This is a genomic window from Bifidobacterium colobi (assembly GCF_018555455.1).
Classification (GTDB): domain Bacteria; phylum Actinomycetota; class Actinomycetes; order Actinomycetales; family Bifidobacteriaceae; genus Bifidobacterium; species Bifidobacterium colobi.
Genome location: NZ_JAFEJU010000001.1, coordinates 1 through 17,399, shown reverse-complemented (window position 1 = coordinate 17,399; position 17,399 = coordinate 1). Strand labels below are relative to the sequence as shown.

Annotated in this window: 13 protein-coding genes and 4 tRNA genes; 16 read left to right on the top strand and 1 reads right to left on the bottom strand. The window is 59.3% G+C overall.

Annotated features, from left to right (window positions below; genetic code table 11):
- The first annotated feature begins 1 nt into the window (after window position 1).
- The 14 genes from JS530_RS00085 (at window position 2) to dapC (ending at window position 14,581) form a co-directional block, all read left to right on the top strand.
- On the top strand, window positions 2-715 hold the full coding sequence (locus JS530_RS00085; RefSeq protein WP_214375266.1) for a GNAT family N-acetyltransferase: 714 nt from the start codon (window positions 2-4) through the stop codon (window positions 713-715).
- A 38-nt stretch (window positions 716-753) separates the two neighbouring features.
- Entirely contained in the window at window positions 754-2,145 is a 1,392-nt protein-coding gene (locus JS530_RS00080) for a hypothetical protein (RefSeq protein WP_214375265.1), read from the top strand.
- Window positions 2,146-2,304: 159 nt separating this feature from the next.
- Window positions 2,305-2,598, top strand: a complete 294-nt coding sequence (gene groES / locus JS530_RS00075; protein WP_033890546.1) for a co-chaperone GroES — start codon at window positions 2,305-2,307, stop codon at window positions 2,596-2,598.
- 163 nt (window positions 2,599-2,761) lie between these two features.
- Window positions 2,762-3,778, top strand: a complete 1,017-nt coding sequence (locus JS530_RS00070) for an AAA family ATPase (RefSeq protein WP_214375264.1) — start codon at window positions 2,762-2,764, stop codon at window positions 3,776-3,778.
- 13 nt (window positions 3,779-3,791) lie between these two features.
- Entirely contained in the window at window positions 3,792-8,009 is a 4,218-nt protein-coding gene (locus JS530_RS00065; protein WP_214375263.1) for a transglutaminaseTgpA domain-containing protein, read from the top strand.
- A 4-nt stretch (window positions 8,010-8,013) separates the two neighbouring features.
- Window positions 8,014-9,093 (top strand): histidinol-phosphate transaminase, encoded by a 1,080-nt coding sequence (locus JS530_RS00060; RefSeq protein WP_214375262.1) that lies wholly within the window; start codon window positions 8,014-8,016, stop codon window positions 9,091-9,093.
- Between the two features lie 208 nt (window positions 9,094-9,301).
- Window positions 9,302-9,383, top strand: a tRNA-Tyr gene (locus JS530_RS00055).
- A 1-nt stretch (window position 9,384) separates the two neighbouring features.
- Window positions 9,385-9,456, top strand: a tRNA-Thr gene (locus JS530_RS00050).
- A gap of 4 nt (window positions 9,457-9,460) precedes the next feature.
- Window positions 9,461-9,534 (top strand) — tRNA-Met (locus JS530_RS00045).
- Window positions 9,535-9,596: 62 nt separating this feature from the next.
- Complete coding sequence (gene rpmG / locus JS530_RS00040; protein ID WP_007053013.1) at window positions 9,597-9,764, top strand: 50S ribosomal protein L33; 168 nt, start codon at window positions 9,597-9,599, stop codon at window positions 9,762-9,764.
- 180 nt (window positions 9,765-9,944) lie between these two features.
- The gene (locus JS530_RS00035; protein ID WP_214375261.1) at window positions 9,945-11,171 is read left to right on the top strand and encodes a UDP-N-acetylmuramate dehydrogenase; all 1,227 of its coding nucleotides are present in this window, start codon (window positions 9,945-9,947) and stop codon (window positions 11,169-11,171) included.
- Between the two features lie 137 nt (window positions 11,172-11,308).
- Complete coding sequence (locus JS530_RS00030; protein ID WP_214375260.1) at window positions 11,309-12,835, top strand: amino acid permease; 1,527 nt, start codon at window positions 11,309-11,311, stop codon at window positions 12,833-12,835.
- A gap of 81 nt (window positions 12,836-12,916) precedes the next feature.
- Entirely contained in the window at window positions 12,917-13,237 is a 321-nt protein-coding gene (gene fdxA, locus JS530_RS00025) for a ferredoxin (RefSeq protein WP_003807898.1), read from the top strand.
- 138 nt (window positions 13,238-13,375) lie between these two features.
- Window positions 13,376-14,581, top strand: a complete 1,206-nt coding sequence (gene dapC / locus JS530_RS00020) for a succinyldiaminopimelate transaminase (RefSeq protein WP_214375259.1) — start codon at window positions 13,376-13,378, stop codon at window positions 14,579-14,581.
- Here dapC and dinB read toward each other — a convergent pair.
- Window positions 14,570-15,844 (bottom strand): DNA polymerase IV, encoded by a 1,275-nt coding sequence (dinB, locus tag JS530_RS00015; RefSeq protein WP_214375258.1) that lies wholly within the window; start codon window positions 15,842-15,844, stop codon window positions 14,570-14,572. The genes dapC and dinB overlap by 12 nt on opposite strands.
- 227 nt (window positions 15,845-16,071) lie before the next feature.
- Here dinB and JS530_RS00010 point away from each other — a divergent pair, with 227 nt between their 5' ends.
- Complete coding sequence (locus tag JS530_RS00010; protein WP_214375257.1) at window positions 16,072-17,019, top strand: EamA family transporter; 948 nt, start codon at window positions 16,072-16,074, stop codon at window positions 17,017-17,019.
- A 68-nt stretch (window positions 17,020-17,087) separates the two neighbouring features.
- Window positions 17,088-17,177 (top strand) — tRNA-Ser (locus JS530_RS00005).
- Window positions 17,178-17,399: the final 222 nt, after the last annotated feature.

The following is a 17,399-nucleotide window of genomic DNA, read 5'->3' as shown; positions in this document are numbered from 1 at the left end:
CGTGTCAGTTTTCCAGTCCATTAAAGAGGCGCTTCATCCGGACAATAGAATCCGCATGCCGCGCCTGAGCCATCCGGGATGCCCTATCGTGCTGCGCCCGATCACTCTGGATGATGAGGCGGCTTGGGATGAGATGCGCTGGCGCAATAACGACTGGCTGGCTCCTTGGGAATCCGGCGACCCGATGCATGGCGGAGCCATCACGTTCAATCAATGGGTGCAGCGGATGCGCCGCAATGAGCAGCATGGTACGGGTGCACTGTTCGCCATTGAATATCAGATGCGCATTGTGGGGCAGATTTCCCTTGGTGCGATTGCTTATGGTGCCATGCGCACCGGTGTTGTGGGCTATTGGGTTGATCAACGGTATGCTGGCCGTGGGTTTGCGCCGATGGCTCTTGCCATGCTTGCCGACTGGGCGTTGGGTGACCCTTTTGGCCCGGCTCTACACCGGCTGGAAATCGCGATTTTACCGGAAAACAAGCGCTCGCTGGCGGTGGTGCGCAAGGTCGGTGCTCATCATGAAGGACTGCGCGAACGGTACATGTACGTCAACGGACGCTGGCGCGATCATGTGACTTTTGCGCTGTTGGCTGAGGACCTCGGCCAGGGGTTCACCGCACGACTGCTGCAATCACGCTCAGGAGCCGCGGCATCTACGGCGCTCAGCAAAGCCGCTTCCGCGCCGGTATCGTCCGACACGCCCAGCGAGTAACCCCCGAGTTCGTCGGGGTGTCTCCTATTCTTGACTCTATGGGTTACGAGTCACTGAGCACAATTATCGTGCTGGTGATTGCGGTGATTGTCATTGCCGTATGGTTGCCCGCGCGTACGGTTAATGGTATGAAGCGTGCAGCCGAACACCGGCAGGATCGCTACTCGCCGTCGCTTCGCATTGTTCAAGCGGAAGATGGCAGGCGGTTCGGCGACGTGAAGCCGCGGGATGTGAAAGGGGCAGTAATGCCAGGATCGACAACGTCAGCGAAGCTGACACCGGCGCATATTGCACATGTGCGTGAACTGCGCAAGCAGTCCATTAAGCGTCGTCAGATTCTGGTTGGTGTGCTGCTGGCGGTAACCGTGCTGGTGCTGGTGCTCGCGTTTGCGCTGCACTTCAGCCCGCTTTTCGCGCTTATTCCGTTTGCCTTGACTGTTGTGGTGCTGGCCTTGGGCGCCAATGCCGCCCGCCATGCCCGCGAATGGGAGCATAAGGTACGCCGCTATGAACAGTCGCGCAAGCGTGCAGCGCGCCAGTTGACTCAGCGTGAGCAGCAGAGCAAGGCTCAGGTTGCAGCTGCTGCTGACTCAGCTGAGGTCTCGCCATCGCCGGCTCAAGAGGCTCATGATGCGAGCGATAGCGTGTCGACCGAAGTGATGGAGCAGCGTCAGATTCGCCGCGCGCTGCGTGCCGCGGAAATCGAGCAGGCTAAGGCCAAGGCGCTGCGTGAGGCTGCCGCCAAGGCTCAGGCTGAATCTGAGGCTGCCAAGAACGATCAATCGACTGCCGAAGCGCAGGATGCGACTGTTGCAGACGCACAGGAGTCTGCAAACACGACTGCGTCGGGCGCCAATACCGCCGCGCAATCGGTACAGTCTGCGTCTGACCAGTCCGCGGCGCGAGTGAAGCCATCGCTGACTGTGCGCGATGAGCGTGATCAGGAAGCTGCCGATGCCACCAGTGAACTGGTGACGGTCAAGCCCGCCCATGCGTTGGATGTGTTCGATATGGCCACATCGCAGGATCTTATTTCCTTCTCCCTGGGCGAGCCGCGCAATGAAGGTAACGCTCCGGAAAGCTTGGAAATCAAGTCCACTCGGCAGGTCGCCAAGGCTGAGCCGGTGGAGCCGGAGGCCCAGCAGCAGCTGATTGATGAGGCTCGCGCGGTCAAAGCTGCCGACGATGCCGAGGCTGCGGCCAAGGAAGCCGCTAAGGGCGGCGCCAAAGCTGAAGCACAGGCTGAAGCATCGGTGCAGACTGCGGATTCGGAAGATAACCAAGGTCAGCAGGATGCCTCCAAGACTGCCGCCGAGGCGCAGGAATCCTTCCGTGAGCGCGAGGAGCATGCCGAAGTCGAGGCTCCGGCGGCGACCTCCGAATCGCTGAGCGCGGGACTGGATTCCATTCTGGCCCGTCGCGGTAACTGATTTTCTCTCACAGCGTTAGCACTCGAGTTGGCAGAGTGCTAATAATCGCGCTACCATGTGTCCTAGCGCAAAGGGACAACGCAAGTGATCGTCAGCCTCTTGAGGCGTTCTGGCGCGGCATTATCGAACTGAACTACAGAAGATACGAGGTGACCCACAGTGTCGATTAAGCTCACACCGTTGGAAGACAAGATCATCGTCAAGCAGGCAGAAGCCCAGACCCAGACCGCATCCGGCCTGTACATTCCGGACAACGCCAAGGAGAAGCCGCAGCAGGGTGAAGTGCTGGCCGTTGGCCCGGGCCGTCGTGACGACAAGGGCGAGCGCATCCCGATGGACGTCAAGGTCGGCGACAAGGTGCTGTACTCCAAGTACGGCGGCACCGAAGTGCACTACGAGGGTGAGGATTACCTCATCATCGGCGCTCGCGACGTGCTGGCCATCCTCGGCTGAGTAACGCGCCGAACAGCGCGAGCATAACGCTTATCAATCCCGGTTGTTCCTTCCGAACAGCCGGGATTGTTATATATGTGCTTATGCTCATAGCGTATTTGAGCCATGAGGTGCGGTGCACGTACACTGGGTAGCGGATGAAGTCCCTATGAAAGAGGCTGTCATGAGCGCCACCACTCCTGCCGTTACATCGTCCACTGTTCCGTCCACGTTGCCTCATTCTGGGGCCGCTGCTCCGTCGCCTAGTCCAGATGCGCTGACCCATATCGCCGATGCGCTGGAATCCGCACTATCCAGTTCGCGCGAAGTCATCGATCTGGTGGTCACCACGTTCGCTGCCGGCGGCCACCTGCTGCTTGAGGATGTGCCGGGCGTGGGCAAAACCACATTGGCCCGTGCCATGAGCCAGACCATTGGCGGAGCGGCGAGCCGCATCCAATTCACGCCTGATTTGCTGCCCAGTGATTTGACTGGCGTCAGCATTTACAGCAACGAGTCGAATGACTTCGTGTTCCACCCGGGTCCACTGTTCGCCAACATCGTCATAGCCGACGAAATCAATCGCGCGAATCCCAAAACCCAATCCGCCATGCTGGAGGCCATGAACGAAGGGCAAATCAGTGTGGATGGCAAGTCTCATGTGCTGCCTGACCCGTATCTGGTCATCGCCACCCAGAATCCTATCGAGCTGGAAGGCACGTATCCGCTGCCGGAAGCCCAGCTCGACCGTTTCATGGCGTGTACGAGTTTCGGCTACCCATCGGCCAAAGCCGAGGCTGCCATGCTTACTGCCGCGGATTGGTCCAATCCGCTGGAGCGAATCCGCAAAGTCTGCAGTACTGCCGAAGCCAGCGACATCCGTGCCGCTGTACGCAAGGTGAAGATCTCCGATACGGTGGCCGATTACATCGTTACGCTGACTCGAGCCACCAGAGATCGCGAGGATGTGCGCTTTGGTGCATCCCCGCGTGCCAGTCTCCATCTGGCGGCGATGGCTCGGGCGCGCGCGTTCATCGCCGGGCGTGATTATGTGCTGCCGGACGATGTGCGACCGCTGGCGGTGCCGGTGCTCGCGCATCGACTGGTGCTGGATGATGCCGGTTTTGGTTCGGGGAACCTTGACCGGGCGCGCGCGATTATCGCGGACATCGTAGCCGGTGCCGCAGTGCCACGCGCGTAGGCAGGTGTGACTGATGGCTCAGACAGCGCAGGCGGTGCAGTGCAGGCGATTTCGCCGTCATGGTGTGATTCGGCCGACTGTGGGCGGTGCGGCGACCTTGGCTGTGGCTGGACTGTGTTGCTTCGGCGGACTGCTGCTGGATGATCGCACGCTGATGGATGCCGCCATTGCGCTCACGGTGGTGGTAGTGCTTTCACTGATGATGATTGTGCTGCAATGGTTTGGACTGCTGGGCATCGGTGATGCGCGGTATTCCAAGCAAATCGAGCAACGCGACCAGCATGGTGGCATCGTGGCGCGTTGGATGGGTCAGGCTCCGGCGGATAGACGTGGACGGTATGTGACCGTGAGTGCGGTCGTGCGCTGGTTCGCACCGCTGGGCATGTTTGCGGCGAGAAAAATCGTGCCGGATTCGGGTGAGGTCGTGGTGCTGCCACAAGCGGATGATGCGTTCGCGGGCACGGGCACGGCGGCTGATGCGCGGCGTGTGGGCTTGAATCAGCAGCAATCCGGAGGTGTTCGTGCGTATGCCCCCGGCGACCCGTTGAAGCTGATTGCGTGGAAGCACACGGCCCGACGCGGTGAGCTGATGACCCGTGAAACCGGACAGGACGTACGGTCCACGCTGATTGTGGTAATCAACACCGTGGGCGTGAGCGCCGAGCGGCTCGATACGCAGGTGGCGTCCGTGTTGCCGATGGTGCGGGCGGCAGGCGGTACGCGGCGCATTATGGTCACTGATGGCGTAGGCGTGCGCGAGGGAGTCGCCGATGCCGAGCGGTTCCTGGCTGAGGCGCAGCCGGAAAACGGGAAACAGACTGAGGTGGCGCTACGCGATTCGGATGCGGTTCCCTCTGTGCGATCTCGCGCGGCTGTAGTGCATCGTGCCGCGTCGCAAGGGCCATCACAGGTAGTTATTTGCGATATTCCCGAGAATGCGTCGTTGATTGAGGCGTTGAGAGGGGATGTGACCAAGGTGCAACCCCTCGTAGCGGAGTTCACCTCGAAGAAAACGGTTTCACAGGGGTCTATCTCCGTTACAAGGGGCTGGTCCCTCTGTATGATCGTCTATTTTTATGTAACGCTTTTCGCATTGCGGGACCTTATTGCCCCGGACGGCATGTGGATCTGGTTTGCCGGCGTGCTGTTTACGGTTGCCGCCATTGACTGTGCGCTTCCTCGAAGACGAAAAGGCGCGCCCGGCAATGGTGAGAACACCGGCGCCTCGCGCTGCAAGCAGGAAGCCCTGCGGTTTATGGTGTTCGCCGCATTCGATTGTCTTGCGGCTGCAATCCTCTCCGCAATCCATCTTAAGGACTCGCTTGCCGAGGTTTGGGCGGCCGGTAGCCTGCCCGCCAATGTGGTGGATTCGTGGGAACTGTACATGCGCGCGTTAGTCAGCGGCTTCGATACGCTCAATCTCCAATTGCCGCCGCTTACCGTTGCTGGCCACGCAGATCTGTTCCTGATTCTGCTGATGGCAGCCGTGGTCCTATTGGTGCGCTTTGCCTTGATTTTCCGCGTTGTGTGGCCGTTTATGGCGGTGCTTCCGGTGGCTGCGCTCGCCGCCGATTACGCGCTCGTCGGCCATAGCGCACCACTATGGGCCATAGGAATCACGGTCGCCGTCTTTCCGCTGACGTTATGGGCCGTACACCCTGAGCGCACGCATAGATTCTCGCGCGCCACAGCGCTTGGTGACAGCGTTTCCCAAGTTCGCCCGAAATCGCCGACCAGTGCCGCTCGAGCACCTGTATTGCGCGGTATTGTCCATGTCGCCGTCGAACCTCGTCGTATCGTTCTCGCTCTCACTCCGCTTCTCGCGGCAGCGCTCACTACCGCCATCACCCTGCCCCTTACCGTACCGGCGGCCGCATTGGCCTACAGCGTGCCGCTGTCTATCGGCGAAGGCGGTGGCATGTTCACGTCGAACACCGTCAGCCCGATGATCGACTTGAAGCGCAACATCACCGCCGGCTCGGATACCACAGTGCTGACGTATCAGGCGTATAAGCGCAGTTATCTGCGACTGACCACACTGGATAACTTCGACGGTGACTCATGGGGCTACGACCGTGAAATAGCACTCGACGCGGGTCTCTACGGTTCCGGCATCCAACTCGGCCGCAATAGCGAAGACGAGCTCACCCGTGAGCAACGGCGCGGCATGAATCCGCTGGGTATGTACATGTATGTCCTCGGGTACGGCGGCTACCAAGTGGTCACTACGAACCAGGACACGCTCGAACAGTTCATGGTGAACGCCACTGTGCGCATCGACACCCTCAAATCACGGTTCCTGCCCGTGCCCGGCATGGCCACGTATGTGGAAGGTGCAGGCGGCGACTGGCTCATGTATCAGGACGGCACGGTATACAACCGTACGTCAGGAACATCCGCGGACACCGCATACACCGTTTTCGGTACCGACATCGATCCCATTACGAATTCAAGCGGGTTCAGCAAGTTGTCCGTCATCACGGATGCGAAAAACAGTCTGATAGGAAACCAGGCTTCCTCCAGCGATGAGGAGAAGCAGGCCTGGCATCAAGCTCGGCGGAACCTTGCCGATACGGGGCTCGCCAGTGTGCAAGGCAATCTGCTGATTATCAATGCCACTATCGGCTCCGATGGTGCGGTAGTCGGGCCGTCAGGCTGGTATCTAGGGAAAGTCGTTTATGGTGGCGGTGAGACGCAAACTGTCAACGGCCAGGTCGTCAGCATGCCGAGCGGCATTGTTTTTGACGACACCGTAGTCAGTCAACTGGGCTTCGGCCGAGACGATTACGTTATTGGTGCAGGAGAAGCGAACGCTCTTGTTCTCGCTATGCCCATTACCGATGCAGTCGGCGTTCAACGCATGAACGGCAGTGCGTCCACGTTCTACGGTCAGGATCTGTGGGAGCGACAGGCCATTGAGACGTTACGGCAGACGCATTCGGAACTCACCGCGTTCTCGGTCATGCCCGGTAGTGAAGGCGACGTGAGCAATCCGTTCCTCGAACAATTGCAGCAGTACGCTGAGCGCAGTGATAAGCGTGCGCATGAAAGCCGATACACCGCACTGCCCAAGCAGTTGCCGGCCAATATTCGTTCCGTAATCAAGCAGGCGCAGGCGGATGGGATATCCGTTACCAGTTCCAGCTACGACGATCAGGTGCGTGCGATGCGCTGGCTGGTGGAATACTTCACCAATCCCGATCACCACTTCACATATTCGCTTGACGCCCCGGACGGCGACGGGCGGAATAATCTGGAGGTCATCAATGTTTTCCTGCGCCCGGCGAACTCAGGCGGACATGCCGGATACTGCCAGCATTACGCTTCGGCATTGGCGGTGCTCGGTAGAGCGTTGGGCGTGCCCACACGCATTGTCATCGGCTACAACGCCGGCGTGGAGCCGCGGAACAATAACGGCTTCTTCACTGTGCAATCCAAACAACTGCATGCATGGGTCGAAGCCTATCTGGATGGTGTGGGTTGGGTGCCGTTCGACGTGACACCCGCCACCAGCGAGAACGGCTCAGCCGCTTCGGACTCCGGCTCCAGTGCCGACGCCTCTGACTCCTCGAATGCTTCCGATGCGCCCGAGGTAACGATTTCCCCGGATGAAAGCGCATCCGAACAATCCGATGCTGCTGCCGACAGTAACGCTGCGGACTCCTCCAAGTCGGCCGGCAATACTGCCAAACAGCAAACCGTTAACAAAAACGGCAATGATTCCGGAAACATGTGGACTGCGATAACGGGCTGGTTCGAGGCCAGGGCGATATGGATGCGCGTGCTGATGCTCGCGGCCATGGTCTTGGCGTTGATTGGAGCTGGTTGCGCCCTGCCGCGATGGTACCGTTGGGTGCGCAGGCGTCGAGTGATGCGCATCATCGCGCGCGCCCAAGCACACCCGGATGATGCACAGCTGACTGACAGCGCATGGGCGGCTGCCTGGCGGCTGACACGGTTGGAAGCGCGCCGCTTGGTTCGCCACCGTACACGCCGCAGTGCCATCAGCCATAATCAACAGCTGATTGTGCATCCCACGCCCAATGACACCGATTTGGATATCGCCCAAGCCATTGCGGCGGAAGTACCCGAGCATGCCGACATGACGCTCGCCATAGCGCGCAATGCCACCGCCGCCGCGTTCGGCGGTGTCGCTGCTCCCATCGAACAGCTGAAAACCGCGCAAATTCGGGCTTTATGGTCGGCGAATAAGAAAAACGGTATAGGATAGGGTCATGAGTTTCAAACATCGCAGCATCATTGACACTATTCCCTCGTATAAACAGGGCAAGCCGGCTCCCAAGGTTGAGGGCCAGCGCTCCTTCAAAATCTCCAGCAATGAGAACGCATTCGACCCGCTGCCCAGCGTGGTCGAGGCCATCTCCGGCCATGCGCTGCCGCATCTGAACCGCTATCCGGATATGCGCGGCTGGGCTGTGGTGGAACGTCTTGCCGAGGAGATCGGCGTCAAGCCGGAGAACATTGTGCTTGGTTGTGGATCCACTGAAGTCATCACCCAGCTGGTGCAACTGGTGGCCGGCCCCGGCGATGAGGTCGTCTACCCGTGGCGTAGCTTCGAGGCGTACCCGATTATCGTGGCGGGTGCCGGTGCCACCAGCGTGCAGGTGCCGAACCTGCCGGATGGTTCGCATGATATCGATGGTTTGATCAACGCGGTCAATGAGAAGACCCGTCTGGTTATCGTCAACAACCCGAACAATCCGACTTCCACATCCGTGGCCGCAGAGGATGCGCATCGACTCATGGAAGCCGTCCCCTCCGATGTGCTGGTACTGTTCGACGAGGCATACTTCCAGTTCAACACGGATGCGGACACGTCGGTGGCCATGGACCTCTTCCGTGAGTTCCCGAACGTGGTGGTGGCCCACACCTTCTCCAAGGCGTATGGTCTGGCCGGTTTGCGCATCGGCTACGGCATCGCTCCGGAAGATGTGATTGATGGCATGCGCAAGGTGGCTTTGCCGTTCGGCGTTACCGATGTGGCTCAGACCGCAGCGCTCGCCAGCCTGAATGCTTACGATGAGCTGACCGATCGTGTGAAGTCGATTATCTCCGAACGCAATCGTGTGGTGGCTGCGCTGAAGGATCAGGGTTGGGATTTCCCTGAGCCGTATGCGAACTTCTTCTGGCTGCCGCTGGGGGAGAAGACCGATGAAGCCGCGGCCCAGTTCCTGGCAGCGGGCCTGTCCACGCGCGTCTTCTCCGGTGAGGGCATCCGCATCTCCATTGGCGAGGTGGAAGCCAACGATCTGGTCATCGACGTGTGCGCCAAGCTCAAGGCTGCTGGATTGTAAGGAATAGTCGCAGCTCCCTGAAGATGAGGGAGCTGTCAGCCAAATGGCTGACTGAGGAAGGACTTGAGTAAGGCCTGTGCAGCGCAGCTGGACTGACTTGTCCGGCTGCGACACGCCGAAACCGTGTCTGAAGTTGCGTCAGTCCGCCAGATGTGTTTATATATCCGAGTTGCCTGTCGAGGTCAAACACCACGACGGGAGACAGACTGGCGGATTTCCCAAGCGGTCAAAGGGAGCTGACTGTAAATCAGCCGCTTCGTGCTTCAGTGGTTCGAATCCACTATCCGCCACGCCCCGATAGCTCAGTGGTAGAGCACTTCCTTGGTAAGGAAGAGGTCGTGAGTCCAATTCTCACTCGGGGCTCTCTGGCGGGGTAGCTCAGCTGGCTAGAGCGTACGACTCATAATCGTAAGGTCAAGAGTTCGAGCCTCTTCCTCGCTACAAACTGCGCCCGCCAACCGGTGGGCGCACATTATACCTAGTAAACACAGAGGTGAATGAGAATGGCTAAGAGCGCCGACATCCGTCCGGGCATCACGCTGGCCTGCACCGAGTGCAAGGAGCGCAACTACATTACGACCAAGAACCGTCGTAACACCCCAGATCGTCTTGAGCTCAAGAAGTTCTGCCCGCGCTGCGGTAAGCAGACCGTGCACCGCGAGACTCGTTGATTGTACGGTATCAAGCTTCAAAACCCAGTCCATGTGACTGGGTTTTTTCGTATCTGTCACCGAATGCGGGCTGAAATGGACGTTTCTGACGATTCGAAGCGCCAAATCGGTCATTCAAGAGCCGAAAACCGTCCATTTCAGCCTGTATTTCGACTTTTGCGACCACTAGGATAGAGAACCATGACTAGCTTTGCAGACATCACCACCATGGGTGTGGGCGGCGAGATCGCCTATTTCATTGAACCGACCACGCGTGTCGGCCTGATTGAAGCCGTAGAGGATGCCGATTCCAAAGGCCTGCCGCTTGTGGTCATCGGCGGAGGCTCGAACATGCTGATCGCCGACACCCCGTTCAACGGCGTGGTGGTGCGTGACGCTCGCCGTCTGATCACCGTGCCCGACGAGGCGGCACCGGTGGAAGGGCAGGACCGCACCGTGCATGTGAACGCCGAAGCCGGCGCCAATTGGGATGATTTTGTAGCCTTTACCGTAGAACTCGGCCTTGAGGGCGTCGAAGGACTGTCCGGCATTCCCGGCACGGTAGGCGCCTCCGTGGTACAAAACATCGGCGCATACGGTCAGGAGGTCGCCACATCGGTGGAATCCGTGGAGGTCTGGGATCGTCAAACCAAAACCACGCGCGAACTGCTTCCTGAAGATCTCCACTTTGGATACCGGTATTCCGCACTCAAGGCCAGCATGTACGAGGCTCCGGGCCGTCCGTCAAGTCAGTTCTTCCCGACCCCGCGCTACGTGGTGCTTTCCGTCACCTTTGCGCTCACCCATAGCGCACAAGGCACTGTGGGCTACGGACAACTCGCCAAAGCACTTGGCGTTGAGGTGGGCGACCGCATGGCCACCAAAGACATCCGCGAAGCCGTGCTCAAGGTACGTGCAGCCAAAGGCATGCTCGAAGACCCCACGCGCTACGCATTGCCGGCCATGGCCGGTGCCAAGCGCGAAGCCAACATCCTGACAGACCTGCAGCGTCTGGCCGCAGTCAACGAGGCCGCGCACATCAATCCGACCGAGGACGGCCTGCCCGCTCCCGACTACAATCGCCACAGCTGCGGATCATTCTTCATGAATCCGATTCTGCCAGCCGACCAAGCGGCGAACCTACCTGAGGGTGCGCCGCGCTTCGACGCGACCTTGCCGAACGGCGAGGCCGGCGTCAAGACATCCGCAGCATGGCTGATCGACCATGCCGGTTGCCATAAGGGCTTTGCCGTAGCCCCTGATGCACAGGCAAGCCTATCCACGCAGCATACGTTGGCGCTTACCAATCGCGGCCAGGCGACTGCCTCGGATATCGAGCAACTTGCGCGCACGATCCAGCAGCGCGTCCGTGAAGCGTTCGGCATCGAACTGATTCCGGAACCAGTGTGCGTAGGCGTGCTGGCGTAGTAGATGGCGGAGATTCCTACGAGCAGTCGCGGGCGAGTTACCAATAGGTAATAGACAAGTCACACAGCCTCTTCTATACTCGTTTTCGTTGTTTTTGCGTGCATCAGGCGCGCGCTCTAGAGAAAAGAGAAGGCTTTATGCAACTGTTCCGTACGAAATCCGTCGAGCAGACCATTGCCGAAACAGGTGAAGAGGGCCGCAAGCTCAAGCGCAACCTGACTTGGTGGGATCTGTCCATTATGGGTGTGGCCGTGGCCGTCGGCGCCGGCATCTTCTCCGTGGGCGCCCAGGCCGCCGCCTTCCACGCTGGTCCGGCTGTAATCATCAGCTTCCTGATCGCAGGCATCGTTTGCGGTGCTGCGGTGATGTGCTATGCCGAGTTCGCCTCGATGATTCCAGTGGCAGGCTCCGCCTACACCTTCACCTACACCACAGTGGGCGAGCTGATGGCGTGGATCATCGGCTGGGATCTGATTCTGGAAATGCTCATGGCCGGTTCCGTGATCTCCAAATACTGGGGCGTCTACCTCAATGACTTCATGCGACTGATGGGCTGGAACGCCAACACCAACCTGACCTTCGGCTCCTTCCACATCGACGTGGCGCCGATTATCATCGTGGCGTTCTTCACCACGCTGCTGGTGTTCGGCACCAAGATCGGTGCTCGTGTGGACGGCGCGATGACCGTACTCAAGATCGCCATCGTGTTCTTCGTGGTGATCGTGGGCTTCTTCTACGTCAAGGCATCCAACTTCACCCCGTTCGTTCCGCCGGCCGAACCGGCATCCAGCGTGCAAAGCTCCACCGCCGTTAGCGGTGTGATGGGCCAGCCGCTGTGGCAGTGGGCCACCGGCATGGTGCCGTCCATTTATGGCGTGCCCGGCATCCTCTCCGGTGCGGCGCTCGTGTTCTTCGCCTTCATCGGTTTCGACGTGGTGGCTACCGCATCCGAGGAAACCAAGGATCCGCATAAGAACGTGCCGCTCGGCATCGGTGTGGGCATGGCCTTGATCATCATCATGTACATGCTCGTGGCCATCGTGACTACCGGCATGGTCTCTTACAAGGAGCTTGCCCAGCAGGACAGCCCGTCGCTGGCCACCGCATTCGAACTCGTGGGTGCCAACTGGGCAGCCAAGATCATCAGTTTCGGTATTGTGTTGGGTCTTGCCACCGTGGTGATGGTGCTGCTGCTGGGACTCACCCGTATCGTCTTCGCGATGAGCCGCGACGGTCTGCTGCCGCGCAGCCTGTCCAAGACCGGCAAGCACGGCACGCCTGCCGGCCTGCAGATCGCAGTGGGCGTGGTGGTGGCTCTGGTCGCCGCCCTGTTCGACATCGGCGTGCTCTCCGACATGGTGAACATCGGTACGTTGTCCGCCTTCACGCTGGTGGCCATCTCCATTCCGATCATGCGCAAGAAGCGTCCTGATCTGCCGCGCGCCTTCAAGATTCCCGGCAACCCGTGGGTACCGATTCTGATCGGCTTGGCCAATCTGTGGCTCATGCTGAACCTCACCGTGCTCACCTGGATTCGTTTCATCGTGTGGCTGGTGGTCGGCTTCGCCATCTACTTCGGCTATGGCTACTGGCACGCCCGCCTCGGTACCGGTGACCTGACCGAGAAGCTCTCGGAGGAAACCGACAAGGCCATCAACGGCTGAGCTGACACCGAGCTGACGCTGAGCCAAAGCGTCCGGTCGCGAGCCTAGAATTGACACAGCGTTATTTTCAAGGAGGATTCCATGCCATACGTTGTTGCTCAGCCTTGCGTGGACGTCAAAGACAAGGCTTGCGTGGACGAGTGCCCGGTCGACTGCATCTACGAGGGCTCCCGCTCGCTGTACATTAACCCGAACGAATGTGTTGACTGCGGCGCATGCGAACCGGTGTGCCCCACCGAAGCCATCTTCTACGAGGATGATCTGCCGGATGAGTGGGCCTGGTACAAGGACGCTGCCGTGAGCTTCTTCGCCGAGGTCGGTGACTTGGGCGGCGCTTCCGCAGCCGGTCCTATCGGCAAGGATCCCGAGCAGGTGGCTGCTTTGCCGCCGCAGAATCAGTGACGAGTCAGAATCAGCCAACGATGCATCAGTGATCAGTGAACCGCTGAGCATGCACTGATTTACACATCGCGAACCCTCGACCGCAATGGCCGGGGGTTCGTCGTATCTTGGAACCATTACGTTGAAGAAAGGGTTCCTATGGGCTTCCACGCATATTCCTCCCCGTACGACTGGTCACGCATTGCCGGCTATAAGGCCACGGCCAAGGCTGTGCCCGGCGGCATGATTGATCTATCAGTCGGCTCTCCCGTGGATCCTGTTCCAGCCAGTGTGCAGCAGGCGTTGATTGCTTCAGCTGATGCCTCCAATGCGCATGGCTATCCGGTCACCGCCGGCACCGCTGACCTGAAAGCCGCTATCAATGATTGGTTCCGCACCATGCGCGGCGTGGATTTGAAGGCCATTAACGCGGCTGCCGTGCCCACAGTCGGCTCCAAGGAAGCCGTGGCACTGATGGCCAGTCTGCTGCACCTTGGTCCGGGGGACGTGGTGGTGCAGCCGCGCGTCTCGTACCCGACGTATGAGATCGGCACCCAGCTTGCCGGGGCCACTGTGCTCAAAGTCGACGATGTGACCGATGTGGATTCCTGGGTCAATGTGCCGAACGTCAAAGCCATTTGGGTGAACTCGCCGTGCAATCCCACCGGCGAGGTCATCGGTGCCGACTGGCTCGCGGATATTGTTGCCGCAGCTCGCCGCATTGGCGCTGTGGTACTGTCTGACGAATGCTATGCGCTGATGGATTGGCGGGCTGTTCGCTCCAAGGTTTCCGGATCTGGGCTATCTGAAGAACCGGAGAATAATGAGCCGGCTGCTGCTGATCGCTCGTTCGCCTTGTCCGCTACGCCATGCGCGTTGAGCCCACAAGTATGCGAAGGGTCAGCGGACGGCATTCTGGTGCTCTACTCCCTTTCCAAGCAGTCGAATATGGCCGGCTACCGTACGGCATTGATTGCGGGCGATTACCGGCTCGTGCGAGAGATGAGCGAGTATCGCAAACAGATCGGTGAGATTATTCCCGGTCCCGTGCAGGCCGCCATGGCAGCAGGCCTGCGCGATACCGCCGCCGTGCATCAGCAGTGGACCCGTTACCGCAATCGTTTGGCCGCGTTGGTCGAAGCGCTGCAATCATATGGATATGATTCCGTTCGTATGCCTGCCGGTGCGCTCTATGTGTGGGCGAAAGCCAAGTCCGGCGATTGCTGGACAGACATGACTGAATTGGCAGCCATCGGCATCATTCCCAGCCCAGGCGAGTTCTATGGCGCCCCCCAATACCTGCGATTCTCCGCCACCGCCACCGACCAGGCGATTCAGGAGGCCTGCGCCCGCTTACGCGCCTAGACGTGCCGCGCTGTTGCCGAATTTACGACGTACCGCGTCGAGCGCTGCTTCGGCGTTATGTCGACGCGTCTGCGCGGTACTGCCGTGAGCATTATCGCTTTCCTCAAGCATGTCGTCCAAGGAAGGCTGCACTGCGGTGGATTTGGCTTCACTCAGCGACGAAGTGCTCATGCCGGCCAGTCGAATCAACTTCGGCAGCGTAGCATCCGATCCAGTTGCAGGCGGCATACCCAGCATGATTTTCAGCTGCCGCACGCATTCCGGGTAGAGCACGCCGGCGGTATCCGTCGGCTTTTCCATCGTGAACGAGCGAGTCTGGTAGCTCAAGTCCGCGAACCGCAGCTTTACGGTCAGCGTGCGGGCAACCAGTCCTTTGCGCCGCAGCGTGCCAGCCACCTCATCGCAGGCAGAACGCAGCAGATCACAGACCACGCGCATGCTACGCGTATCCTGCATCAGCGTGCGCTCCGAACCGATAGATTTCTCCTCACGCACGGTTGTGATGGTGCGCGAATCCAAGCCATGCGAGGCAGCCCATAGCCCGCGCGCCGCGGCCGGCGAGCCGGTGGCACGGGTCAGCGTCGCCTCATCCATGCGAGCCAGTTCTGCCACGGATGTAATACCCCACGCATTGAGACGTTGCTCTAGCGAAGGGCCGATGCCGGGGATGCCACGCAACGGCATCATCTGCACAAACTCGGCGGAACGGGAGACGGGAATCAGCAACATGCCGTCCGGCTTGGCATTGGTGGATGCCATTTTTGCCACCAATTTGTTGGCAGCAATTCCAACGGAACAAGTCACATGGAATCGCTGCGCAACCTGCTCGCGAATCCATGCGCCTATCGTACTTGGCTTGCCCCAAGTGAGTAAAGCACCGGACACATCCATATAACCCTCATCCACCGAGACCTGCTCGAATCGGTCGGTGATGGTCAAGAACACCTCATGCATAATGCGATGCGACATCATGCGGTAATAGCGCATATCGACCGGCAGAAATATGCCGTCCGGGCATAGCTGACGTGCGCGGGCGGCTGGCATTGCCGAATTGATGCCGTACCGTCGAGCCTCATAGCTTGCGGCAGACACCACCGAACGAGGGCCGGTGCCGATAATCACCGGCTTGCCTTTGAGCTCAGGGTGGCGCGCCACCTCCAGTGAGGCATAAAACGCATCCATATCAATATGCAGCACCGTGCAGCCGGTCTCATCATGACCCCAGTCGCGTTTGGCGGCGGCAAGCCTCGGTGCGGTACTCATGCCATCCATTCTAAATCTTGCGTGGAGGCTGCAGTCTGATGCGGGCTAGCGTTGACTGCCGCAGATTTGCCGAATCGCAGCACAATGGTCAGCATTATGAATAAGCAGCATTATGAACAGTGTCCACTATGTGCGCATTGCCCTGCACATTCCAGCTTTCAGTCCATATCTTGGCTCGGTCCAGTCTCAGGCTGCACTGTCCCGACCGGGCGAGTAGCGTGAAGCCTATGAAGAAGGCAGTGGTCAGTATCCTCAATCGTGTTCCCGTGGTGCTTATCGTGATTGGCGAAGCCTTGGTCATTTATACGGCCACGGCCATCGCCAAGCTGGCGTTCACTCAGCTCGATCCGCTCTACTCGGTGTGGTATCGCGTGGGATTCATGACGCTGCTGCTGCTTGCCTGGCGCCGGCCATGGCAGCGGGCAAAGCGCGGGAGGCTGTTCCATCGCAGCGCTCGCAGTTGGGGATTGATTGTGCTGTTGGGATGCTCTCTGGTGCTGATGAACACCATGTTCTATGTGGCCATCAGCAACATGGATATGGGTATCGCCGTCTCCATTGAATTCATTGGGCCGCTGTCGGTGGCGGTGCTCACCGGGCGCAGTTGGCGTGAACGGCTGGGCATTGGCATTGCTGCAATAGGCGTGGTGCTGTTGGCCGGTATTTCACTCTCCAATCCATCCGACGGCGGCAGATTCCTGGTGGGGCTTATTGCCATTGTGATTGGCGGATCCATGTGGGGCGTTTATATCGTGACTGGTCGGCGAGTGGCCGAAGGAGGCAATTCGCTTGACAATCTATGCATTGCGGTGACGATAGGATGGGCGGCGCAATCCTTGTTCCTCGGTGTGCCGGCGGTTGAACATGTGCTGCACCCCAAGTCCGATGCCACTTGGGCGCTCGCGCCCGGAGGTCCGCTGAAACTGTTGGCGCTGTTGTTCGCCATCTCGCTGATGGCTTCGTTCATTCCCTATGTTGTGGAGCAGATTACGTTGCGTCGCACTACATCGGGAGCGTTCTCGGTGATGCAGTCCATTAATCCTGCGGTTGCCGTGGCGATAGGCCTACTGTTCGGTGAGATTCCGGGCATTGGTGAGCTTGTTGGTGTGGCCCTGGTGATTTTCGCGGTGATTGTGACCTTCTCCGGTGATGCCGCGCCTGCCAAAGGCAATTGATCAGTGCGGCACGCCGTATTCCGCGGTTTGTGGTACAGTAGTGTGCTGTTGCGCTCAATGTGCAACGTGGAGTCATGCCTGAGTGGCCGATAGGGGCACCCTGCTAAGGTGTTAGTCGCGTAAGCGGCTCGAGGGTTCGAATCCCTCTGACTCCGCCACCAAGGGTTTTGCGAGTAATCGCAAAACCCTTTTTTCATGCGCGAAACGCGCGGAATAACGCCGGTTTTAAGCCGTTCTGCCGTTCTGCTGATGATTGGGGTTATAGGAACTTTTGTGGTGTTTTAGGTCGGTCAGAATGGCCGAGATTTCGCGTGGCGTGGTTGCTGTTTATCGATTTCATGGATTTCGATGGCGTTGACGATTGCGTTGTCTAAGGCGTG

Coding starts and splice junctions, on each gene's coding strand:
- JS530_RS00080 (WP_214375265.1), top strand. CDS start 754: ATGGGTTACGAGTCACTGAGCACAATTATCGTGCTGGTGATTGCGGTG.
- JS530_RS00035 (WP_214375261.1), top strand. CDS start 9,945: ATGACTAGCTTTGCAGACATCACCACCATGGGTGTGGGCGGCGAGATC.
- rpmG (WP_007053013.1), top strand. CDS start 9,597: ATGGCTAAGAGCGCCGACATCCGTCCGGGCATCACGCTGGCCTGCACC.
- dapC (WP_214375259.1), top strand. CDS start 13,376: ATGGGCTTCCACGCATATTCCTCCCCGTACGACTGGTCACGCATTGCC.
- JS530_RS00065 (WP_214375263.1), top strand. CDS start 3,792: ATGGCTCAGACAGCGCAGGCGGTGCAGTGCAGGCGATTTCGCCGTCAT.
- JS530_RS00060 (WP_214375262.1), top strand. CDS start 8,014: ATGAGTTTCAAACATCGCAGCATCATTGACACTATTCCCTCGTATAAA.
- JS530_RS00030 (WP_214375260.1), top strand. CDS start 11,309: ATGCAACTGTTCCGTACGAAATCCGTCGAGCAGACCATTGCCGAAACA.
- JS530_RS00010 (WP_214375257.1), top strand. CDS start 16,072: ATGAAGAAGGCAGTGGTCAGTATCCTCAATCGTGTTCCCGTGGTGCTT.
- JS530_RS00070 (WP_214375264.1), top strand. CDS start 2,762: ATGAGCGCCACCACTCCTGCCGTTACATCGTCCACTGTTCCGTCCACG.
- fdxA (WP_003807898.1), top strand. CDS start 12,917: ATGCCATACGTTGTTGCTCAGCCTTGCGTGGACGTCAAAGACAAGGCT.
- dinB (WP_214375258.1), bottom strand. CDS start 15,844: ATGAGTACCGCACCGAGGCTTGCCGCCGCCAAACGCGACTGGGGTCAT.